The following is a 21,748-nucleotide window of genomic DNA, read 5'->3' on the forward strand; positions in this document are numbered from 1 at the left end:
ACAGCATTGGAAAGTTAATTTTCCACCGAATAACACCATTAAAATACTGTTCCAATGCGGAAAAATCCAGTTCAAGCCAAAATAATTATTACTTTCTTCGTCTAATAAGAGCATTCGTTTTCACCAAATCATTTATCTACTCCGCCATTAATTACAAAATAGTTGTAACTATACGCATACCCAGCCCCTATTCTCAAGTCTTCTGTTTTACGCTTCCGATGGAACTTGGAGCGCATGATTATCGCTGAAAGGCACACCAAAATCAGGAGTTCCATCCCTGTTCCATTCAAATTTTTGAATGCGCGTTGCCCGTAAACGCATAAAATAATAATAACCATCGGAGTGCCTGTAGACCCAAGGGTCTGCGGATTGCAATGCCACCGGATTACAATATGTACTGGTTGTCATCTCTTTTCTCTCCCTTCATATCGTGCTATTTTCTATTATCTAGAAGAATTTGTTTGCAGACAATTGCGAAAACGCTTTTATTAAGTTGTAAAAAAAGACAACCTTCAAGCGATTTCGTCGGTCGAAAAAAACCGTCCTGGAGACGGTTTTTTCCTGTTGAAGCTTTACTGAATGCTTTGCATCCGCCATTCCAGTGGGGTAACCCCGACAGATCTGACAAAATAATCATAAAATCGGCTGGACGAAGTAAACCCTACTTCCGAAGATATCATTTCGACTGCCTTGTTGGTTTGTTGTAACATCCGTTTGGCTTCCATTAGACGAAGATTGATAATGTATTGCTTTGGAGAAACCCCCACCGATTCCGTGAATTTCTTTCGCAGATTGCTTTCTGACAGGAAATGTCGAGAGGCCAATTCACTAACCGTAATCGGCGTGTAGTAAGACGAATGGATCTCTTTCAGGACTTCCTGAACGATGCATTGAACCGTTGGATCGTTGACAGCATGAGGAGCTTCGACTGAGCAATTCCGCTGAAACAGTAGCAGTGCAGCATGTGAATGGGATTTGAATAAACCTTCACCCTGCCCCAGATGAAACAAGTTCGGTTTAAAACGCTCGATACTCACGATACATGAGGTACCGTTATTTGGCATATCTCGCATCCTGATCACCCGCATTCATCGTATACCTTACCTGCATAATAATGTTCTGTTCATGATCTCCGAACTCATTGCCAAACAGGTTCATGCCTCCCTGATGCCTAGCATCCGGATGAATTCCAATGCGTAATCTTAACTTGTGTTTATCCTCAAGATGAAGATCTGACAGGGACACATCCGAAATTTTCTCCTTGTCCAGCATGGTCATGTTGGCGTCCACACGCCATTTTTTGAGAATGCCGTATTGTGTGGAGCCATCAGACCACCATGCCGGATTCAGTTTACCTCGGCGGTCGCCCAAATCTCCGGGACTAGTCCACATCCCGATCTCAGTGCCATTCACCCAAATGGAAATATCCGAGGGCCAATCATTGTTATAAGTTGCTACTTCAGAACAGATTTCCATGGACAATTCCAAAGAATCAATCGTTGCACCTTGCGGAATATCCATTGGAAGCAAATATTCCAGATAACCTTTTGCCAGCCAAATGATTTGAGCATCAATATGCTTAGGATGATAGAAGCTTGCCGGGTCGTCTTCCTTCAGAATCATCTCCTCTGTGCTCGCCATGCCGCATGTTGGCTCAACTTCACAGTCGCTGTAATGCCCTATCGGCATCTGTACTTCATAAACATTCGTATCCCGTGTGGGAAAGGAAGTCACTCGACCCAGGGCGATATGAATATCATCATAATTGCGGCTGCAAACCTTCATGGCCCCACGAGAGGCTGGGAGCATCTCCGTATGTATTAAATGGGCTGCCTCCAGCACTTTAATATGGTTGGCTACCGTTGACACGGGCAGGTTAAGTGCTTCGGCAATTTCGATAATGTTTAATTTGTTGGCATTAAGAAGCTGGAGAATGTCAATCCGGGAACGAGTCGACAAGGCGTGGGTTACAGTTACCAGTTTTTCCGGGTCGTTAAAGCTGAGTTCCAGCACGTATTTGCTCTCCTTTGGAAAATATTAATTAAAATAATTCTACTGAATAACAGGAATAAACACAATGTTGCTATGCTCCATCCTGCTTTCGGAGGAATCCATCTGAGAACATTTTCCACGTAATCTTTCCTATAACGAAGGCAATGAATAGAAGTAATCTGCATTTCTTGTGAAAGGAAGAGTTATACGTGATAAGTGAACTCAATAGCTGGATCAGGCATATTGCTACTAACTATATATTGATTATTACGGCAGCTGTTATTTTCTTCGCGATTAAGGCTGTAATCGGATTCTACACCTACAAACATTACAACAAACAATTGGACCATTTGCACCATAAAGTCGATCTGCTCATCAAGGAACAGCAGCTTCTAGCTCAGCAGTTCTCCGTTCCCAACGGAAACAGAGACATGATGCACAAAGAAGACCACTTCGAGTCTTCATCGCAACCTCCTCTAATGTGATCTTCTCATTTGTCTTATGTGTGAGATGACCCTTCCCCTCTTTTAAATCAAAGGCTTACTCACTCACCGTAAGAGTCGACTACATCGTTCTGATCAGTCTTGTTTTATTTTTCCATTCTTTCCTGACAGAAAAAAGCCTTGAACGTTATAAAAGCCGTTGATCAGATGTTGTTAAACATCCAATCTACGGCTTTTGTTATTTTGACTGTATGATTTTAATCTATATCCTAATGCACAACCTTCATAGGCAAGTACGTCAGCGACTGACCTGGAGCCGAGACAGTAAGGTTGTTTTCCAAATCAAATGATTCAACCGATTCGATGAAAGGTACCCTTTCTACGAATGCTGTCAAAGCAACAATCAACTCCATTCTCGCCAGCGGAGCACCCAGACAGAAATGTGGACCATTTCCAAAGGTAAGGTGTTTTTTGTTATTGGGACGGTGAATGTTCAAGTCGAACGGATTTTCAAATATAGTTTCATCCATATTCGCCGCACTCATCCAGGAGATAACGACATCCCCTTTTTTCAATTCTACACCCAACAGATCATTATCCTTCTTAACGGTCCGGTGTCGCTTGGCGTTATGGAAGCGATAACGAAGCATCTCTTCCACAGCAAGTGGGATCAGTTCAGGGTTCTCTCGTAATTGCACATACAGGTTGGGGTCATCATAGAGAAAAGAATAAAATGTATTAGATACCATATGACTGGTTGTTTCGATACCGGCCCCGAGCAAAAGCATTGTGGTTCGAACAATCTCATCATCGGAAAACTTCTCGCCGTCTACATCTACTTTCAACAGATCTGTAATGATATCATCGCCAGGCTGAGTCCGTTTCTGAACGACAATAGGGTACAGGAATTGGTAATACTCCTGCGCTGCGACCTGCTTTTTCTGTTCCATTTCCTCTGCATTTTCTCTATTGGCGGGTTGAAACAGAATATCTACCCAGCTTTTGAAGCGGTGGCTGTCCGTCAGCGGTATGCCCAACAAATCAGACATAACCATGGAAGGCAATGGTGCTGCCAGTGCTTGCACAATGTCGATTGTTGTATTCAGCTCGATATCCTCCACCAGTTGCTTCGCAATGTTCCGAATCCGTGGCTCCCAGTTTTTCAGACTGCGGGGTGTAAAAGCAGCTGAGAGCAACGAACGGCTTTTTTGATGACGTGGAGGATCTATGCTCGAAATATTCATTCTGTCCGGCGGTGTACCTTCCTTGTTTTTAGCTCCAACTGAAATGGTTGTTCTTGAGCCTTCGGATGAAAAATATTCATGATTACTTAGTACCTGCTTGACATCGTCATATCTGAACACATTCCAGGTGTCCGTATCCTCATGATAGTAGACAGGTTTCTCCGACAACATCTTCCGAAACCAGTTCAAGGGGAAAAACTCTTCCGATCTTGACTGGAATTTGGTAATATCGTGAACTCTAATCACTTCTTTGTACATCCTGACACCGCCTCTCGAACTATTTTTATCCAATGGAAAGAGGAATTTCTTCCATGCCTCTGATAATCATCCCCAGCGCCACTTCAGTTCTTCGGCTCCCTTTGATTCCTCCTTTGTTGCACATGAATTGACAGTTCAGCGCACAACCAATTTTATACTAATCGTATATTATTTGGAATGAAACTTTCGGACTATATTCATTTTATGGAAAATTCAAGGCATATTTTTATACCGTTCGTATATTTAATGACGAGAATTAAGTTCTTAAGGGTTATGTATTTTTGGGCAAAATAAACAAGCTCAAGAAATGAAAACATCATTAATCTGGGATTACAGATAGGTAGGGATGAACATGTCTAAACCTCATACGTGGACCATATGGTTTACTATGGTATGCTTGAACACTAGACTCATTTTTTGCACATCGAGGTTTCGTTCGGGAGGGATACAGTGAATTGGATACGTCCAGTGAATAGAGGAGAATCTGTCTTTAAAGTTAAAAATAATCGAATTATCTACTTTGCAAAATTATCTATTCCACTTAATGCCCTTATCGCAGTTGGGAAAATACTTTTAGGAATCTTTACGCTCTCCTTCTTTTTATGTATTAACGCCTTTTATAATGTTGGCATCGCTGTTGCTAAGTATTACGCAGCCAAAGCACATGAGACTCGAATCTTGATGATTCCAGCCCGGAGGAAATCCTAAAAAAACAATACGCGGCATACCGATTTATAGGTAATATTGTGCTCGCTTCAAGTGCGGTGTACATCATTTACTGCAGTAAGTTATTATTTGTTACAGGCAGCAGAACGCATTATCCTCACTATGCCGCCTTCATCATTGCTGCCGTTACTTTTACCGAAATCGCAGTATCTCTTGGGGGCGCCATTATGGCGAGACGGAATAATGAACCGGTCATTGAAGCCATCAAACTGACGAACTTCTCTTCATCATTGATCTCACTTTCATTAACACAAACTGCGATCATGTCATTTTCATACAAAGGAGATCCCACCTTTTACAATGGACTGTCCGGCATCATTTTTGGTGCTCTGGCAGCACTCATCGGGCTGTATATGATTTTACGAACTCCGACAGGAGATTAGCCCATTTATAGTCTGTTGAAAAGACATCTGCGTATAGTTGAGTCTAACTATAGCTGGATGTTTTTTTTGTTATATCAAGTCATTGTAAGAATAAGCACGAATTAAAGAGAACTGTTTGGCAAGGAAATGCGGTGCATAGGGCATGTCATTACGAAGCCAGGATACAATGGTACCAATCAGAGCTGAGGAACTGTACCAGATTGCGATCTCCTTATGAATACCCGCTTGTGAAAGAGAGCTTCCCAGCTCCAAGCTTTCGATCTTGGCCGAAACGAGTGTCGTTAGTAATTTCATGAGCCTCTCCGTAAAAATGGGGGTTCGTCTGGAAGCGAGAACGACGCGATAGAATTTGGAATGATCAGCAAAGTGTTCAAGCAATTTTACAAGCACTGGCCAACCATCGTCTTTGGCAGCATCTTCAAATTGAGGAGCATATTCGTCCACAATTCGTTCAATGTGCTCGATCATCTCGTCCGCCATTTTCTCCATCATGTCTGTGATGTCACGATAATGCAGATAGAAAGTCACGCGGTTGATCGTCGCACGTTCTGCAATTCGATTGACGGATAGTTTCTCGATGTCCATTTCCTGCAACAGATCTACAAAAGCATCACGAATCAACTGTCTTGTACGAAGTATACGAGGATCTGTAGCAGACTTCTTTTCATTTTTCATGCAATATCACTCCTCAAATTTTAAAAATTACAATTTTAAATGATCAGTCGTTTATTTCCGAATTAGACGACATATTTTATCATTTCGTAAAATAAGCAACGAAAATACCCAAAATCGTAAATTGTAATCTACGGGAATATGTATATAATTCAATAAATACAATGTAAACTATACAACACGTTGTAAATTTAGTCACGTGTGGATTGAAAGGATGGAATGGATTGAGTCAGGCTAGATTAAAAGAAAGAGATGACGTAAAAAAGGGCCCCATACTGTTTGTTATGATTTTGGGTGCATTTCTTGCCACATTGAACCAAACCGTTATGAGCGTGGCAACTCCGGAGCTGATGGGGGATTTTAATATCTCAGCAGCAACAGCCCAATGGTTTACAACAGGCTACATGCTGGTGAATGGTGTACTCATTCCTATCACGGCCTATTTCATGCAACGCTTTTCGACACGGCAATTATTTCAAGCTTCGATGTTTATTTTCCTCATCGGTACGATTATATCTGCCCTTGCGAGTAATTTTGGTACACTGTTGACAGGACGTATGGTTCAAGCAGCCGGTGCTGGTATTATCATGCCATTGTTAATGCATGTCATTCTTACCTTGTTCACTCCTGAGAAAAGGGGCGCCGCGATGGGGATGGTCGGCTTTGCCATCATTTTCGCTCCAGCGATTGGGCCAACCCTTGCTGGATATATTCTTGAGAACTACACATGGCAAACGATGTTTTACGGGATGATCCCACTAACCGTTATTGTTATTGGTTTTGCGTTTGTATATCTCAAAAATGTATCGGAACGAATCAATCTCAAGTTCGACACACTCAGCGTGTTGCTGTCCACGATTGGATTCGGCGCATTGCTGTATGGCTTCAGCCGGGCAGGAACTCTGGGATGGTCAAGCGCAGAAGTAATCATATGCATTGCAGCAGGAGTCATTGCTCTTGGACTGTTCACATGGAGACAACTCGCGTCTGCAAATCCGCTGCTCGATCTGCGGGCTTTCAAGTATAATATGTTCTCACTGACCACAATCATTAATATCGCGATCACGATGATCATGTATGCTGATATGATGTTGCTTCCTTTATACCTCCAAAATGCACGGGGTTACACTGCATTGGAGTCCGGATTATTATTGCTTCCGGGGGCGCTTGTCATGGGCTTCCTGATGCCGATTACGGGTAGATTGTTTGACCGGTTTGGCGCAAAATGGCTGGCGATTATTGGGATGGTCATTACGATTGTAACGACTATCGGGTTCATCGATCTAACCGATTCTACCAGTTATACTTACCTGGTGTTAATGTCAACAGGTCGCAGAATTGGTATGGCCTTGCTCATGATGCCTATCCAAACGGCAGGGTTGAATCAACTGCCTCCAAGACTTGGGCCACACGGTACAGCGATATCCAACACCGTGAGACAAGTGGCTGGCGCTGTGGGTACTTCATTGCTCGTAAGTGTAATGACCAGTCGCACAACGGCACATGTACAGGATATGGTGGCAACGGGCGCAGCCAAAGGTTTAACCCAGCAGCAATTGGGAATGGAATCCATGATCCAGGGAATTAATGATGCTTACGTTGTCATTATCGGCATTGCCGTTCTTGGATTGCTCCTTTCCTTCTTCATCAAACGTACCAAACAAGCGACGGAGGAAGACTCCAAACAGCCTGTAAGACAAAAAGTCTCGATGAATACAAATTAAGAGCAATATTTACATGAATTACATCATGTAGAGCCTATTGTATCTTATATAAAAAGCGGCAGATCAGGACACTAAGCTTTACGTCCAATCTGCCGCTTTTTTGTGGTGTATTACATAATATAAATGAACAATTTGCCTGCACACGTAAGTAAGAACAGCTGCGTTAACTCGTTCTCTCCATGAGGATCTGCCTGAATTGTTCGAGATACGATCTGCAGTCTTTGACAATCCTGTTTGCCTCACACTGAAGAGAAGACGATTCAAATTCCGTTTGAAACGCCTGTAGCGTTACTTCCAACATGGAGATATTGATCTCTTTCTGCTCAACTAAAACAAGCAGCCCTTTGGTCAGTTCTTTCGCTTTAATAGGTACTTCCAATTGGAGAATAGAATGACTGAATTTCTGAAGACCTGCAATCAGGTTATTTTTATCCAACACAATTTCTTTGGAATCAGGAGCGATCATCAAAAGACTTGGAAAATCTATAATATGCTCTTGTCTTTCCAGCATGGAGCGAAGCAAGATTTCAATGTAGTTCAGGATTTTGGGCACAAGATGGTTCCAATCCGGTTGGTCAAGATGGAAGTTTCTCCACATGTTCGAGATTTGATGGATCATGCCAAAACCAAAAATAGCCCCTTCATAAGCAAAAGGTTTTAATTCTTTACCAAATACCTGTACCAGTCGTTCAGATAACCAATTTAACTGTATGCGAGTCAAGTTTTTCAGATCGCATTCTCCAGAGTAGAAGCCTGTCCAGAATAGCTCCACAACAAGCTTTTTTTCTGGCAAAATCATCGGCACCATAATCTGATCCACCAGTAAATCAAAATCGGAAGCATAGCTTTGGCTCTCCAAATCTTTGCGAATCATCATATCTTCCTGTACACGTTGCTCCAGAATGGCAAGAATACAATCATCCTTCGAGCCAAAGAATTTATAAAATGTTCCTTTGGACACACCTGACTCGTCTAGGATCATTTGTATGGAGGTGTTGGTCACTCCATGTTTCCCAAAGAGTACAAGCGCTGAGTCCAATAACATTTGTTTCCGCTTATTCATAAGTTCCCCCTGGATGATTTAGGTGGTTCACGTTACGATATCTAATAACCTATTGCAAATCCACTGCAAACATCATATGTTCCTTCCAAATCCCCTTGATTTTAATATTCTGCCGGTCCGTCTCCTGAAAGCCCGCCTTGCGAAGCACTCGAATCGATCCGGCATTGTCAGGCAGCGCACCTGCCTCCACTCGTTTTATACCCGCTTCATTCATAGCAAAATCCAGTGCTAGCTGAAGGGCTTCACTCATATATCCCTTGCCATTCTGCACCTGATCGAGCACATAACCAACAATCCATTTGGTGGTGGAATCCAGTTCAAGCTCGAACAGAGAGATCTCCCCAATAAGCTCATGCGTATGGTTCAGAAAGATCCCGAAAGAGTACCGTTTCCCCTCTTCCCTCGCCTTGTTCCAACCTTCGAGAAGGGCTACTTGGCCCTCCAATGTATAGAATGTATCCGATCGTTCGCTTGCCGATATTTCTTCGAAAATAGCCCGGTTACGGAACTGCAAATCCAGTAGCCCAGCAGCGTCTTCCACGTTCAAAAATCGTAAATAGATGCGTTCTCCACGATTGTCCATCTGTATGTTCATCCTTATCTCTGGTTGTAGTAGATTGCATTCATCAGAAGTACGAGAGTTGCCGTTTATAAGCCATATCCCAGAATAGATATTCAAATTCAACACTTCTTCTGAATATGTCTTCAATGGCCTCCAGTTCCTGCTCGGTTTTATGTTCGCATAATGCATCCAGTGTATCATAGAACCATTTGAATGAGTCGCGGAATTCATCACTTGCATAATTTTCGATCCAAGTCTGATAGAAATTGCCCTCTAATGAATCTCGATATTGTTCTTTTAATCTTGTGGCATAGTCGTAATACGTCCACGCACAAGGGAAAATGACGGCGATGATTTCGGCAACCCCACCTGTTTGTGCAACACTCATCATATTCGACGTATAGGCCTTGTTATAAAGAGAGGGTTTGACAGTATGATTTTCATCCAGCGTAATCCCAAATTCATTCATATAATTTCGATGCAAATCCATTTCTTCGTACAGAATAGCGTGTTGAATAACCGTAAAGTTCGTCATCATTTTTTCATCTGTCGCCTTGACCGCACCCATGGCAAAAATCTTCGCATATTCAATCAGATATGTATAGTCCTGAAGAAGATAAAACTTAAACGCTTCCTGATCCAGTGTGCCTTTCCCCATTTCATGTAAAAAAGGATGGTTGTATCCATCTTCCCATACGTTTCTGGACTTATCTTTTAACGTTCTTGAAAATGACATGATCATTTCTCCTTGTATTAAAATTATAATGTCCCCGCTTCACATCCAGCTATCGCGTTCTGTCATCCAAAATGCAGACCAAAAAGCCCTTGTCCTATTTTCGGCAAGGGCAAAATAACATGAGTACATGTCATTTGCTCCCTACGTCAGTATTAACTAACAGGTTCAAAGGGTCAGGTTTTAACCTTCTCAACTGCGAACAGTCCCCCTGCAAATAGCTCAGGCTTATTACAACATGTGTTTTTCCAAATGTCAATCCATTCCTATTAATCTTCAAGTTCCCCTAAATCTTCTTGCAACTTCTTAAGTCGGGTGCGGATATCCTTAATCATACTTTGCAATTTGTTTAACTCATCTACCCATTTTTGCTCATTAGAGACGTTCGTCGCTGAATTTGAATGATACGCCGGAGACGTCTTTAACTTGTTTAAATCCGATTCGTAACCCCTCCGCTCTTCCTCGGCTTTTGCTAATTCCTCCTCGGTGATGCCAATCTGGTGCTCCAGATAAATAATGTCTGATGAGTTACCGTGAGTTAAGCGCTGTGAATACGTCATCGTTCACCTCATTTCTGATGATCCATTGCTTTTCCAAGGTCATATGGCTGAATATCGATATCCAATTTCATACCCAGAGCCAATTTGGCCAGTTGACTTCCAATAAAAGGCCCCATCGTGAGACCAGACGCTCCAAGCCCGTTGGCTGTGATTAAGCCATTCCAACCAGGAACAGCACCCATTACCGGAAGAAAACCTGGTGTAAACGGACGGAAACCTACTCTTACTTCCTGAAACGTGCTATCGGCTAAACCTGGAGCCAGTTCCAATCCTTTATTCAAAATTTCCTGCATTCCGCCTGCGGTTACTCTTATATCATAGCCTTCAATATCATTTTCGTGAGTCGCCCCGATCACAATCTTCTGTTGATCAAAGGCTAACAGATATTGATCCGAAGGAGGCATGACCACAGGCCATTTCCCAGTGTCTTCTCGATCATGAACCTGCAAATGCATAATTTGCGCCTTCTGATAATGAACCTTAAAATCAATGCCCAAGGGCTTCAACAGTTCACTAGCCCAAGCGCCGGCACACACAATAACCTCGTCAGCCGATATGACTTGACCGTCAACAACCACTCCAGTTACTCGGTCCGATTCATATTGAAGTGTCGCGTCCCCATTAATCAGGACCGCTCCATTTCGCTGTGCCGATCGGATTAAGGCATCACGCAGTGCACGTCCATCGATACGCGCAGCACCACTGATGTAGACGGACTGAAAGTTCTCCTCCAGGAGAGGAAAACGCTCATGGGTTTCTTTTGCATCCAGACGGGTAATATCGGCAATCTCCGGTGCATCTTCTTTACGAAGGTGTGCTCGCTCCTGCATCTTGTTGATTTTCTCTACTTCCGTATGAATACTAAGAGCACCCACTTGAGCGTAACCCGTTTCCGTTTCCCCTTCACTCTTGAGTTCTTCAATCAAACCGGGATAAAAACGTGCACCCGCCTTGGCAAGCTGATACCAATCCTGATTACGGCGCTGAGATAACCAGGGACAGATGATCCCGGCAGCAGCATCCGTAGCCTGCCCTCGATCTTTCCGGTCTATAATAAGAACTTCCGCACCCCGTTTTGCCAATTGATATGCTGTGGAAGCCCCAAGAATTCCTGATCCTACGACGATGACTTTCTTCATGACTGCATCCCTTTCCTAAATCACTGTATCCATTATAGCGTATACTGTTTGGTCTGATAATGGCAAGGCATCGACATGATGATACATAATCCTAAAAGGTTTTCGATAAGTCGTTCATCGAAGTAAATAGTTCGTTTAAATTAATGTTATTTATGTAATATAATTCAAATCAGGTTTCTTTTAACTCTGTATCCGCGCCATTTACGCACACGACCTTTAACGAAATGAGGAATAACACAACGATGCCGAAACCTAGTACGGGGAATTCACTGGATACCGATATGCCGCTTATGATTACAGGTCAAAACCAGCTGACCGTAGATGAATTAATGAATTGGAACGGCCATTCACGGGATTACAGTATTGTGCAGTGTATCGGGGGAACAGGGAAAATTGCAGCCCAAAATCATGAGTTTTCGATTCGGAAAGGAACAGCTCTTATTATGTTCCCGGAGGTCACATACCGTTACGACAATCTGAGTGATTCATTGTTGTTCGATTGTTTGTCCTTTAATGGCTATTTATTGCCCCGGTTTCTGCATACCTTGCAGATCGGGGAGCTGCGCGCCTTCAAGCCGGATGGGATGCTTCATATCCTGTTGCATGAAATAACGTTGGCGCTACAGTCCCGGCACAAGGATCAGATCTGGCACGTATCCGCATTGCTATACATGCTACTGGTCAGGTTAACCATTGATGGAGATCGTTATGGTGCTTATGAACGCTCGGATGCCCGATTAAAGCTGGGTGGACTGGTTACTTTTATCAAGCAAAATTATGATCAGGATATCTCGCTCTCCATGCTGGCTCAGCAAATGGACGTCACCGAACAGCATTTGAATCGGATATTCAAAAAGGAATTCCAAATGACTCCGCTTGATTATCTGACACGGTATCGGTTATTGAAAGCCAAAGAAATGCTCGTCCATGACGCCGGAATAACGGCCCACGAGATTGCCCGGGCTGTTGGTTTCAACAGCGCCAGTTATTTTGGATCCGTATTCAAAAAATATGAAGGAATCTCCCCTATCGAGTTACGCAAGCAATACCAGAGTTAAAGGATTTCCATCGTGATCTCTGCCAGCGAGGTTAACCGCAGATCATACTTCGAGAATTCCAGATTACGCGTTACCTCGTTAGGCACAATGACACAGCGAATCCCCGCGGCTTTGGCTGCCTTCAGTCCATTCGGTGAGTCTTCGAACACAACCGCTTCGGATGCCCCGATCCCGAGACTCTCCAGGGCGAGCAGATACAATTCCGGGTCCGGTTTAACCCTCTTGACGTCCTCGGCTGTATGAATGACATCGAATAGTTCGAAAATGCCGAGTGTGCGCAAATAACCATGAACCCAATCCCGGGTAGAGCTGGAAGCAACGGCAAGTTGAATTCCCTTTTTACGGGCAGACCGGAGCAACTCATGCACGCCTGGAAGAATTGCTGCCTGTCCCAGGTATGCTTCGTATTTCTGTTCAGAGAGCAACTTGATATGATCGTGATCGATCGGTTTTTGCAGCGCTTGCTCCAGGTATAGAAAAGGATGAAATTCTTCAAACGATGTTCCTACGTTTTTCGACCAAAGCTCCAGCCCAAGTTCAAGTCCATGCTCTTTATAAATATCGCGAAAAGCATAGAACCAGGGAGTCTCCGTGTCCACAATAAGTCCATCAAAATCCAAAATAAAGGCTTTTACCATTCCGCTTTTCTCCCTCCAATGATCAGCCGATTGGCGGGAAAATGGGCTTAGAAGCGTGCAGTCACGTCCGGACGGGTAACATTCATCGATAAGAAGTGACAGGTGCATCCCGTTCCGGCTGGTGACTGTCCAACAATTCCAGCCCGGATCTCCCCCTCTATCGGCATGCCGAAATATCGAATTAATTTCCACTCCACCCCATCGGGTGAATAAAAAAATGAAATGCAGTCCTCCACTTTGCGTATGCGCAGATAAGGATTCGTTACGGGAACTTCAACCGAATTGCAATCGTCGGATGAACCTTCCTTCGTTACTACCGACACAATGGTAGCCGCTTTTCCATCATACTCAAAACAAAGCTTGCACCAGTTTCGCTCATCCGCCATCACCATCAAACATCCGGAATCATACTGATGTTGCATGTTCACGGTTAGCTGGGTCGTCATTTCGAAATCATTAGGCACCGGCATCGACAGAAATGGCGCGGTTGCACGGATGTGTTTACCCGCTGGGTCCTGGAAAAAGTCCGTATCAGCCTGAGCTTCTACAATTAGAACGCCTTGATCGGTATAAGACCAGATCTTCGGCTCATTAATCCAGTTCATTTGGTTTCTTGTTTCTGTTGCAAATACGTTTGTCATTTCTATGCCTCCCAGGTTCATTTTCTGTATTATATATTCGTTCGTTATACAGAAAACCCCTTCTCCTACATATTTTTGTAAGAACTGATCACTTGGGAGTGTTTCTGGGGATCAGGGAGGAATAACATAATGACCATGAGTACGATGTAAAATATAAGAATGACACTGAATAACAGCACAGGATTATAGTGATACAGTAGCCCTGTCAGGTAACCTGATGGAATCGCGGTTAACGTCATGACGGTCTGCACTGCCGAGAACATATCCGCTTTTTCATGTGTACCCAATCGGTTCATTAGCAGTGAGTCCCGGTACGTTTGTAAGATGAAATTGCCTGCCGCCAGTACAATTAGAGTCAGAAATAACATGGCTATATTTCCCGCTGGGATCAACAGAAAAAGTATTGCCCCCACTGTACTCAAAATGATCGAGAAACTGACATACTTCTCTTCTGAACGCCGTTTCAGACGCGGGATAATGACCAAATACAAGAGCATGACGGTTACAGCGGTGACGACCGGGATAAATGAAATAATCTGATCATTGAATTTTAATTGTTCCTTGAAAAAAATCACCTGAAAAAAGTTCAGCTGCAGGATCAGATTGGAAAGCACCGTGATGAGAATAATCGGTAAAAGTCTCCGTTTGTAGAATGATTTGCCGAAAAGTCGCATACTGGAAGCCAGACTCTGGATCACCCGGGTCTGGCTATGCATTCCCATAAGTTCCTTCCCTACTGCGGTCTCATCCGTATATCGGTTGCGAATGAAGAACATGACGGTCATGAGGATGCCACCGACAAAATAAATACTGGCTAGTGTTGGCACAATGCCAACATCAGCAATCACTACCCCGGCGATCGGTGTCAGTACTCCAGCACCAGTAATGATCATGTTGAGAATGGCGAATACCTTGGATCGTTTATGTTCCTCAACATCCTCAATAATTAGACAGTTGAAGGAAACCGTCACAAATTTGGAGGTTGCATTCAGCAGGTAAGCGATCAGAAACAACCAAAAATTCTGGGAGAAAGCCCAGATGAACATGGGAACACTCCAAGCAATCAGATCAAAAATCAGTGTTGTTCGCTTGCGGCCAAGCTTATTCGTGATTGAACCCGCAAATAACTGAAATATAAAAGCAAAATAAAGATTCACCGAATTGATCAAACCAATTTCAATATCCGAAAGTCCGGCTTCCTTCATATATAAGGGAGCATAAAAAAGAACAATCGTGCCCGGAATGGCCCATACCGGTTCAAGTAAGATGGAGTACCGCGGATTTCTCGGCAAATCCTGTAGCAGCTTCAATCGATATCTCCCCCTTTTCTGCGGTGGTTTTCACCGCTGCGAACTCCTTCTTTTCGCAGCGGCAAACCCGACAATGTCTACATGCTTACAAGATCAGAGCTGTTTTAACCGAATTCATGGGCAATTTCTCTCCGCTACGCAGATGATACCCAATTGTCCCATTGAATGCCTGTTCATAATCACTCAGCAGTTCCTTGGAGGTAACCATTTGCTCCAGTTCCGGAATACTTTGTGCAAATTTCAATGCTGTACTGATCATCGAGTGATTAGCTACCGCACCAATGATACTAATACCATCATTAATTACGGCAGTTGATTTGAACGTCACCTCATAGCTGTCGTCATAACCCATAGGAATGATCTTGCCGCCTTTGGCAATCATCTCAAATCCCACATGAAGCTGGTTACCAACCGCGTCCACTACAATATCAAACTTCTTGTTATTATTGATCTCGTATACTTTATCCAGTGTCAGATCCTGAGGATAGAACACATGATCCGCGATCTCTGAAGCGAACTCTTTGCGGAATGGATCAACTTCCGTTCCTACAGTAAGCCTTGCCAATCGTTTGCTCACAAGCTGACACAGAGAACCGATTGCACCAGAACCGAGGACCAGTACAGAGTCACTTGGCTTAGTCCCTGCTTTCATAAACGTCTGAAGTACACATCCCAGTGGTTCGATCATCATAGCGGTTTCCCAGCTCATGGAATCCGGGATGGCATAGATATACTTCTCATCCCCTACGTAATATTCTGCAAATGTACCGTGCGTCGTCATCCCTACTTGATAGTCATCAAAATTCTCGCAATAGATGAAAAGACCTTCACGGCAATAGGAGCAGGTACCGCAAGATTGCGTGGGATCAACCAATACCCGATCACCTATCTTGAAGCCACGAACTTCGTCGCCCACCTCAACCACTGTACCTACACCTTCATGACCAATAATCGTTCCTTTATTCGCCGGCACTTTGCCTTTGACAATATTCAGGTCTGTACCGCAGATGCCTGAACCATAGATTTTAATTTTTACTTGGTTTGGCTTTTGTATGGTTGGCTCATCAATATCCTGGTAAGTCACCTGTTTAAGATCCTGATATACGAGTGCTTTCATTGAATATTCCTCCTAGTCGATGTTCTTATTTGAATAAAATTTTAAACGTTTTCGTAAATCTCAATTCGAAAGGTGTTCCTGTTTCAGCATTTCTTTCCAGTCGGAAAGTGTCTGCAAGAGAGCTTCCTCCACCCATAATAATTCATCCCGGGTATGAGCATCTGAAAAAATAAAGTACCCTTTGGTAAAAATTCCGAAGTGGGCCATTCTTTTGACCATAAACTCACGGAACGGATCGGTATGAAAGTTTTCCTCCGAAATAGAGCTAATGGAGAAGCTCGCATAGGTACCCTTCAACACCAATTGATCGGTTAATCCAAGAAGTACGAGTTCAGCTTCAATCAGATCCATAATTCGAATGGTGGCTTCGCGCCAGCTAGGCCATACTTTAGCGCTTTTCATCAATCGCTCACATGCAATCGCTGCCGCAAGCGCAGTGGTCTCGCTGGAATGCGCATTGCTGAATCTGACCTGTCCTGATAATGACATCAGATGTTCTGGTCCCATTACGGCTGCGAGTGGCAGTCCATTTGCCATGCCTTTGGAAATACAAAGCAGATCCGGCCAGATGTCATACTCCCCAGCTGTAGCTTGCTTGCCCATTCGAATGCCGGAGGTGACTTCATCAAATATGACAATGATATCTAAGGACCTACATAGGGATACAACTTGCGCCAACGGCTCACGTTTCCATTCATTTGGACAAAGGACAATGCAGGCGATATCCTCGGGAGAGGATTGGATTTGGGCCTCGATACGCTCTGGTGAGGGCTTATCTATCCAGATTGTTGTGCGCTCGATATCCACGGGGATACCTCGTTCTTTCGTTTCGCGGCCATAGTATCCATACGCAGACCAGTCATGCCAGCCATGATAGGCCGTCGCGATGACCCTGCTTTTTCCACTTCCCGCACGAGCCAGACGTACGGCTCCACTGACTGCATCGGCGCCGCTTTTGGTGAAACGTAATGAGGGGTAGCGACCTTCAAATCGTTCCAAAATCAGTTCAGCGCATTCAAGTTCAATGTCAGCAGGAATAGAATAACTTGTCCCTTTTTTCAGCTGATGGATGACGGTTAGTTGAACTTCATGCCGTGCATGTCCCCATGGCGCCGTACCCATGGCCATCTCACAATCCAACCATTCATTTCCATCGATATCTATAAAACGGGAATTGCGTGCCTCTGCGCAGCATACGGGTGTATATCCCGGAAATAATCGTTCTGGTGCTTTGGCTAACGTACTGCATCCGCTCGGAATAACCTTCTCGACATGTTCCAACCACTCCAGATTCCGTGTAAACCTTACGGCACGATCAAGCGTGCTCTCTTTTGATTTCACCTTTGGTTCCTCCCTGTTTACTTGGTTTGTGAGTTAACGAACTTTGGAGCCTGGCCAGCAGCCATCATATATGCGATCCATAGTGATGACATTGCCATACAGATCAATAATCAGATCTTTAGCCCGATGAGCATGTCTCATCTCGATCCAGTACCGGTTTTCCAGCAACCGGGCGAAATTGTCCACGAGAAACAATAATCGGTTCTCGCTATGAATCAGCTCCTTGCCCAGAACCTGCGGCAGCCAGATGGCTCCATTAGAGTTAAAACGGTTGGAATAGTCACGTACCTCGGCAACAGGCGCAATGTCAGCTTCCTCCAGCTTGGTCCAGAACGTATCCGCGTCACTGCGTACTTCTGCAAGATCAATGCCAACGATCGGCAGATGATGATATTCACTCTGGCTATCCAGCTGTTCTTTCAGATGACCGAATACGAATGGCCAAACATCGGCCTCAATTTCCCCACCCCACTTTTTCCAGAAGCGTGCCAGATTGTTTTTCCGGTTAAAGTTGCGATGAATGCCACTGCTCCGTTCCCAGTGATAGGCGAGAATATTCGGATTAATGACCGTATCATATCCGGCTGCCCGTGCTCGCATCTGATAATCAAAATCCTCATATCCGTTAAAGAACTTCTCATCCAGCTCGCCTACCGTTTCATACACTTCTCTCTTCATGCCGAACATGGCGAATACAACAAGCTGAACTGAAAATGTTTCCTTCGGAATGTCTTCAGGCGAAGCGTTCAGAAATAAGTGGCGACCAATTGTATCGGCAAATGCAATACCACAATGCTGCACACCTCCCGTTTGCGGATAGAGCAGAACACCGCCAATCATACCGATCGTAATGTCGCTGTCCATCGTCTCTTTCATCATTGATTGCCAGTTCGGTTGAAGAATCGTATCGGAATCCAGGAAGAAAATATAATCTCCCTCTGCTCGCCGAAGTGCGCTATTGATTGATACAGCACAACCGAGTGGAAAATCATGCTGAAGAATTTCAATCGTTACACCTTCTCTAACCTCATGTTTCAGTTTCTCCAAATGCTGTAAGACAGCGGAACCGGAACCATCGTTTATAAAAATGATTTGAGTGGACGGGCTTACTGTCCGTAGCAATGAGTCCGTGAAAAGGTTCAAAATGTTATAGTCCTGGTTAACTGGCACAATAATGGTGTAAAGCATGGAATCCCTCCTGTTGGATATGATGGAATGAGTGCTAAAGCGAGTTGAAACGTTATCGAGTTCAGCGCAGATTATCGACCTCCTTGTCGCAAATTCACTGTCTTAATTTGGTAATGATTTGAATCTACTAGAAATTTATATCATTTTTTGTAAGTTTGAAATCTTAAATTCTGAACTCTGTTAAAATTTGAATACGTACCGAAAAGAAAATATGCGCCTTTCAAGTAGCGCCCATAGCTAGCTCTCCACGCAAAAAAACACCTCCAAAGTGAGTCCGTATCCAATGACACGACCGACTCCACAATGGGGTGTAATATTGCATTATTGTATGTTGTTATAAGGTAGAGCCTACTTATCTGGCCCTAAAGCCATGATAGAACGTATCCACAACCAGCGAAGCTGCTGATTTACGCGCAATGTCACCACTTACAACCTGCTGCCACGTCAGAAAGAGGATAGAATATAGCACATCTACAATCCAGTTTTTATTGACATCCTGACGAAAATAATTCTTTTGCTGCAACAAGCTGACCGCATGCAGTATAGGCTCTCTCAGCTTCAAATCTGCTCCCTCAATCTCAGGATTATAGTGTATAGCTGCATCATGGGTAAGGAAAAATATTTTATCTCCTAACGGAATAAGCACTTCAATCAGCTGTGGAATATATGTTTCACAGTTTTCCTCATCCAGCTGAATGTTTTGCATGGCCTCACTGACCACCTCAATCGCACGCAAGCCCAGATAAACCATTAATTGTTCGCGACTCTCCACGTAACGATGAAGGGTCGCAATGCCGATTTTTGCAGAGTCTGCGATATCATTCATGGATGCATTGGGCTTTTCAATCAGCAGTTTGGTTGCTTCGTCCAGGATGGAATTAAGTCTCGTTTGCTTCATCGATGTCATTTCTTTTTTCAACGGGTTTACACCTCTTGGGGAGTTTATTCTATAAATTGATTCAATGATCCATCATTTGATTAGTTGTGACTATAAAATTATAGCATAGTTGCTCATAATTCCGATGTCTGAACACTAACAAGCATCACCTATGATTGGTTATGTATTGCAAAGATAGATGTGATGATTAAAAGCCGCCAAGCGGCGGCTCTTAGAATTTATATCTTTTTTCTTTCCCTGTTGCTTATAGCTCGATAATTCTTGTTGCAATATTTGCGCAAAAATCACTGTCATGCTCTACAAACAGAAGGGTTGGGGAGTACTCCAGCAGCAAGTCTTCAATTTGCATGCGAGAGATGACATCTACAAAATTGAGAGGTTCATCCCAAATGTGCAAATGAGCTTGCTCACTGAGACTTTTAGCAATCAGCACTTTCTTTTTTTGGCCAGCGCTATACGTTGAGATATTCTTCTCCAATTGCAACCTAGAAAAATCCAGCTTTCTTAGGATGGATTTAAACAGGCTTTCATCGATTCTCTGCGTGACAGCATAGTCAGATAAATGGCCGCCGAGATTCGAAGTGTCCTGCGACACATACGAGATTTTAAGCTGGTGATCCTTTCGAAAATAACCTGTATAAGGGATATTCTCATCACAAATCAGTTTAAGGATGCTTGATTTCCCCGATCCGTTTTTACCATAAAGCGCAATACGATCCCCTTGTTCAACTGTGAAATTCACGTCCTTACATACCATATTGGAGCCGTATGCAATCGACACATGTTCCAATTCGACAAGTTCTTTTTTGTGAAAATCCAGTTGATGAATCTGTAGACGTTCTGCACTCTCAATATTTTTCAGAAGTTTGGACTTCTCATGAATGGCGGATTGCTGTCTCTGCTCAATATTTTTGGAACGTTTCATCATTTTGGCAGCCTTGTGTCCAATATAGCCTTTATCCACCTTAGAACCGGAATTTCTCGTACCATTTTTGGTTCTTTCCACTTCATGCGACCATCCACCCGTCCGTTTGGCAGAATCGGATAAACGCTTGATGTCCTTTATTAATTTTTCATTATTTGCAAGTTCAAACTGATCTTGCCTTTGTTTATTTTCCCACCAAGCGGAGAAGTTCCCTTTCTGAATCTCGATGTTATTTTTATTAATGGACAGGATGTGGTCTACGCTGTTATCCAAAAAGGATCGATCATGTGACACCAGAATAAATCCACTTTTGCTGCGAAGATAATTACTAACGAGTTTTCTGGCATGAATATCGAGATGATTGGTAGGTTCATCAATGAGCAAAAATCGATTATCCTTCAGAAACAAGGCAGCCAGCATCACCTTCGTTTGTTCTCCGTTAGACAAGGAATCGAAAGGCCGATACAGGATATCTTCCGAAACTTTTAACAGGTTAAGCTCACGCACAAGCTGCCATTGTAAATATTCAGGATAGACATCTTCAATGATACCGAGGGTCATAGCTCCTTTATTCTCAACCTGAAAAGGAAAGTACTCAAAGCTGACATTCGCAGAAATAGTTCCGCTGTATTCATATTTACCAAGCAGCAGTTGGAGGAATGTCGTTTTACCTCTGCCGTTCCTTCCGGTAAAGCCCAATTTCCAATCGGAGTCCAGCTGAAAACTCACATTTTCAAATATATTATCGTAACTGCCATCATAGGCAAAGGTTAGGTTGGTAACGTTGATTAAAGACATAAAGATCATCCTTTTTATGTGAAATATAAAAGTTAACCGACGGGGTATTTACCACGACATGGTCCCTCACTTTATATTTGAACATAATCAGAATTTCAGTCCGCCCTTGAATGAATGACACATTCCTTCTGTCATAGTGATTAGAATATCCTCAAATGAAAAAACGCAAAAAAGCCCCCATTCACCGGTGCTTTTTTGCGTTACATCAACCTGACTATACGATAAAGAAACCTGGCGTCCAAAAATTTAACGCCAAGATGATCTATGCATAGGAGGATAAAGTGCCGGATTCTGATTAGTTATGTTGTGAACCATGTCAGTGTTCATGTTCGTTG

At 43.5% G+C, this 21,748-nt stretch carries 23 protein-coding genes and 1 riboswitch; of the genes, 5 read left to right on the forward strand and 18 right to left on the reverse strand.

All coding sequences use genetic code 11. The features are described from left to right. Positions 1-207: 207 nt before the first annotated feature. The 3 genes from CRO25_RS33240 to CRO25_RS05975 all read right to left on the reverse strand — a co-directional run bounded on the left by CRO25_RS33240 (position 208) and on the right by CRO25_RS05975 (position 2,013). Positions 208-408: a hypothetical protein gene (locus CRO25_RS33240; protein WP_079694325.1), complete on the reverse strand. Its 201-nt coding sequence runs from the start codon at positions 406-408 to the stop codon at positions 208-210. A gap of 164 nt (positions 409-572) precedes the next feature. Continuing rightward, entirely contained in the window at positions 573-1,037 is a 465-nt protein-coding gene (locus CRO25_RS05970) for a helix-turn-helix transcriptional regulator (RefSeq protein ID WP_257018535.1), read from the reverse strand. A gap of 16 nt (positions 1,038-1,053) precedes the next feature. Beyond that, the gene (locus CRO25_RS05975; protein WP_079694327.1) at positions 1,054-2,013 is read right to left on the reverse strand and encodes a transcriptional regulator; all 960 of its coding nucleotides are present in this window, start codon (positions 2,011-2,013) and stop codon (positions 1,054-1,056) included. 188 nt (positions 2,014-2,201) lie between these two features. Between CRO25_RS05975 and CRO25_RS05980 the strand changes: the two genes are divergently transcribed. Further along, the gene (locus CRO25_RS05980) at positions 2,202-2,477 is read left to right on the forward strand and encodes a hypothetical protein (protein WP_079694328.1); all 276 of its coding nucleotides are present in this window, start codon (positions 2,202-2,204) and stop codon (positions 2,475-2,477) included. Between the two features lie 227 nt (positions 2,478-2,704). On the opposite strand, the gene CRO25_RS05985 is transcribed toward CRO25_RS05980, so the two are convergent. Next, the gene (locus CRO25_RS05985) at positions 2,705-3,937 is read right to left on the reverse strand and encodes a cytochrome P450 (RefSeq protein ID WP_079694329.1); all 1,233 of its coding nucleotides are present in this window, start codon (positions 3,935-3,937) and stop codon (positions 2,705-2,707) included. 450 nt (positions 3,938-4,387) lie between these two features. Between CRO25_RS05985 and CRO25_RS05990 the strand changes: the two genes are divergently transcribed. Both CRO25_RS05990 and CRO25_RS33670 read left to right on the forward strand, forming a co-directional pair. Further along, entirely contained in the window at positions 4,388-4,645 is a 258-nt protein-coding gene (locus tag CRO25_RS05990; RefSeq protein ID WP_079694330.1) for a hypothetical protein, read from the forward strand. Between the two features lie 38 nt (positions 4,646-4,683). Next, on the forward strand, positions 4,684-5,046 hold the full coding sequence (locus tag CRO25_RS33670; RefSeq protein WP_143813185.1) for a hypothetical protein: 363 nt from the start codon (positions 4,684-4,686) through the stop codon (positions 5,044-5,046). Between the two features lie 69 nt (positions 5,047-5,115). Here CRO25_RS33670 and CRO25_RS06000 read toward each other — a convergent pair whose 3' ends face one another. Then, positions 5,116-5,721: a TetR/AcrR family transcriptional regulator gene (locus CRO25_RS06000; RefSeq protein WP_064638644.1), complete on the reverse strand. Its 606-nt coding sequence runs from the start codon at positions 5,719-5,721 to the stop codon at positions 5,116-5,118. 281 nt (positions 5,722-6,002) lie between these two features. On the opposite strand from CRO25_RS06000, the gene CRO25_RS06005 reads away from it, so the two are divergent. Further along, positions 6,003-7,442, forward strand: a complete 1,440-nt coding sequence (locus CRO25_RS06005) for a DHA2 family efflux MFS transporter permease subunit (protein WP_063565244.1) — start codon at positions 6,003-6,005, stop codon at positions 7,440-7,442. Positions 7,443-7,605: 163 nt separating this feature from the next. Here CRO25_RS06005 and CRO25_RS06010 read toward each other — a convergent pair whose 3' ends face one another. The 5 genes from CRO25_RS06010 to CRO25_RS06030 form a co-directional block, all read right to left on the reverse strand. Beyond that, positions 7,606-8,505, reverse strand: a complete 900-nt coding sequence (locus CRO25_RS06010) for a TetR/AcrR family transcriptional regulator (RefSeq protein ID WP_072732725.1) — start codon at positions 8,503-8,505, stop codon at positions 7,606-7,608. Between the two features lie 49 nt (positions 8,506-8,554). After that, positions 8,555-9,088, reverse strand: coding sequence for a GNAT family N-acetyltransferase (locus CRO25_RS06015; protein WP_063565188.1), 534 nt, complete (start codon positions 9,086-9,088; stop codon positions 8,555-8,557). A gap of 43 nt (positions 9,089-9,131) precedes the next feature. Beyond that, on the reverse strand, positions 9,132-9,803 hold the full coding sequence (gene tenA, locus CRO25_RS06020) for a thiaminase II (RefSeq protein WP_079694332.1): 672 nt from the start codon (positions 9,801-9,803) through the stop codon (positions 9,132-9,134). A 121-nt stretch (positions 9,804-9,924) separates the two neighbouring features. Further along, positions 9,925-10,023: riboswitch (TPP riboswitch) on the reverse strand. Between the two features lie 46 nt (positions 10,024-10,069). Further along, on the reverse strand, positions 10,070-10,360 hold the full coding sequence (locus CRO25_RS06025) for a hypothetical protein (protein WP_079694333.1): 291 nt from the start codon (positions 10,358-10,360) through the stop codon (positions 10,070-10,072). An 8-nt stretch (positions 10,361-10,368) separates the two neighbouring features. Next, entirely contained in the window at positions 10,369-11,499 is a 1,131-nt protein-coding gene (locus CRO25_RS06030; protein WP_079694334.1) for an FAD-binding oxidoreductase, read from the reverse strand. Positions 11,500-11,741: 242 nt separating this feature from the next. Between CRO25_RS06030 and CRO25_RS06035 the strand changes: the two genes are divergently transcribed. Continuing rightward, the gene (locus CRO25_RS06035; protein WP_063565192.1) at positions 11,742-12,557 is read left to right on the forward strand and encodes an AraC family transcriptional regulator; all 816 of its coding nucleotides are present in this window, start codon (positions 11,742-11,744) and stop codon (positions 12,555-12,557) included. Here the strand turns inward: CRO25_RS06035 and CRO25_RS06040 are convergent. The 8 genes from CRO25_RS06040 to CRO25_RS06075 form a co-directional block, all read right to left on the reverse strand. Next, the gene (locus CRO25_RS06040; protein ID WP_063565193.1) at positions 12,554-13,195 is read right to left on the reverse strand and encodes an HAD family phosphatase; all 642 of its coding nucleotides are present in this window, start codon (positions 13,193-13,195) and stop codon (positions 12,554-12,556) included. The two genes, CRO25_RS06035 and CRO25_RS06040, sit on opposite strands and share 4 nt — an antisense overlap. Before the next feature lie 47 nt (positions 13,196-13,242). Continuing rightward, complete coding sequence (locus tag CRO25_RS06045) at positions 13,243-13,836, reverse strand: DUF1349 domain-containing protein (RefSeq protein ID WP_079694337.1); 594 nt, start codon at positions 13,834-13,836, stop codon at positions 13,243-13,245. A gap of 65 nt (positions 13,837-13,901) precedes the next feature. After that, a complete protein-coding gene (locus tag CRO25_RS06050) occupies positions 13,902-15,146 on the reverse strand; it encodes an MFS transporter (RefSeq protein ID WP_072732718.1) in 1,245 nt (414 codons plus the stop codon). A gap of 85 nt (positions 15,147-15,231) precedes the next feature. Beyond that, the gene (locus tag CRO25_RS06055) at positions 15,232-16,263 is read right to left on the reverse strand and encodes a zinc-binding dehydrogenase (RefSeq protein ID WP_063565196.1); all 1,032 of its coding nucleotides are present in this window, start codon (positions 16,261-16,263) and stop codon (positions 15,232-15,234) included. 60 nt (positions 16,264-16,323) lie between these two features. Next, the gene (locus CRO25_RS06060; protein WP_072732716.1) at positions 16,324-17,604 is read right to left on the reverse strand and encodes an aminotransferase class III-fold pyridoxal phosphate-dependent enzyme; all 1,281 of its coding nucleotides are present in this window, start codon (positions 17,602-17,604) and stop codon (positions 16,324-16,326) included. A 33-nt stretch (positions 17,605-17,637) separates the two neighbouring features. Further along, on the reverse strand, positions 17,638-18,792 hold the full coding sequence (locus CRO25_RS06065; RefSeq protein ID WP_079694338.1) for a glycosyltransferase family 2 protein: 1,155 nt from the start codon (positions 18,790-18,792) through the stop codon (positions 17,638-17,640). Positions 18,793-19,144: 352 nt separating this feature from the next. Further along, entirely contained in the window at positions 19,145-19,711 is a 567-nt protein-coding gene (locus tag CRO25_RS06070) for a TetR/AcrR family transcriptional regulator (protein WP_063565199.1), read from the reverse strand. Positions 19,712-19,934: 223 nt separating this feature from the next. Further along, positions 19,935-21,413, reverse strand: a complete 1,479-nt coding sequence (locus tag CRO25_RS06075) for an Lsa family ABC-F type ribosomal protection protein (RefSeq protein ID WP_079694339.1) — start codon at positions 21,411-21,413, stop codon at positions 19,935-19,937. Between the last annotated feature and the right edge of the window lie 335 nt (positions 21,414-21,748).

This window comes from Paenibacillus sp. RU5M, from assembly GCF_900221055.1.
GTDB classification, from domain to species: domain Bacteria; phylum Bacillota; class Bacilli; order Paenibacillales; family Paenibacillaceae; genus Paenibacillus; species Paenibacillus marchantiae.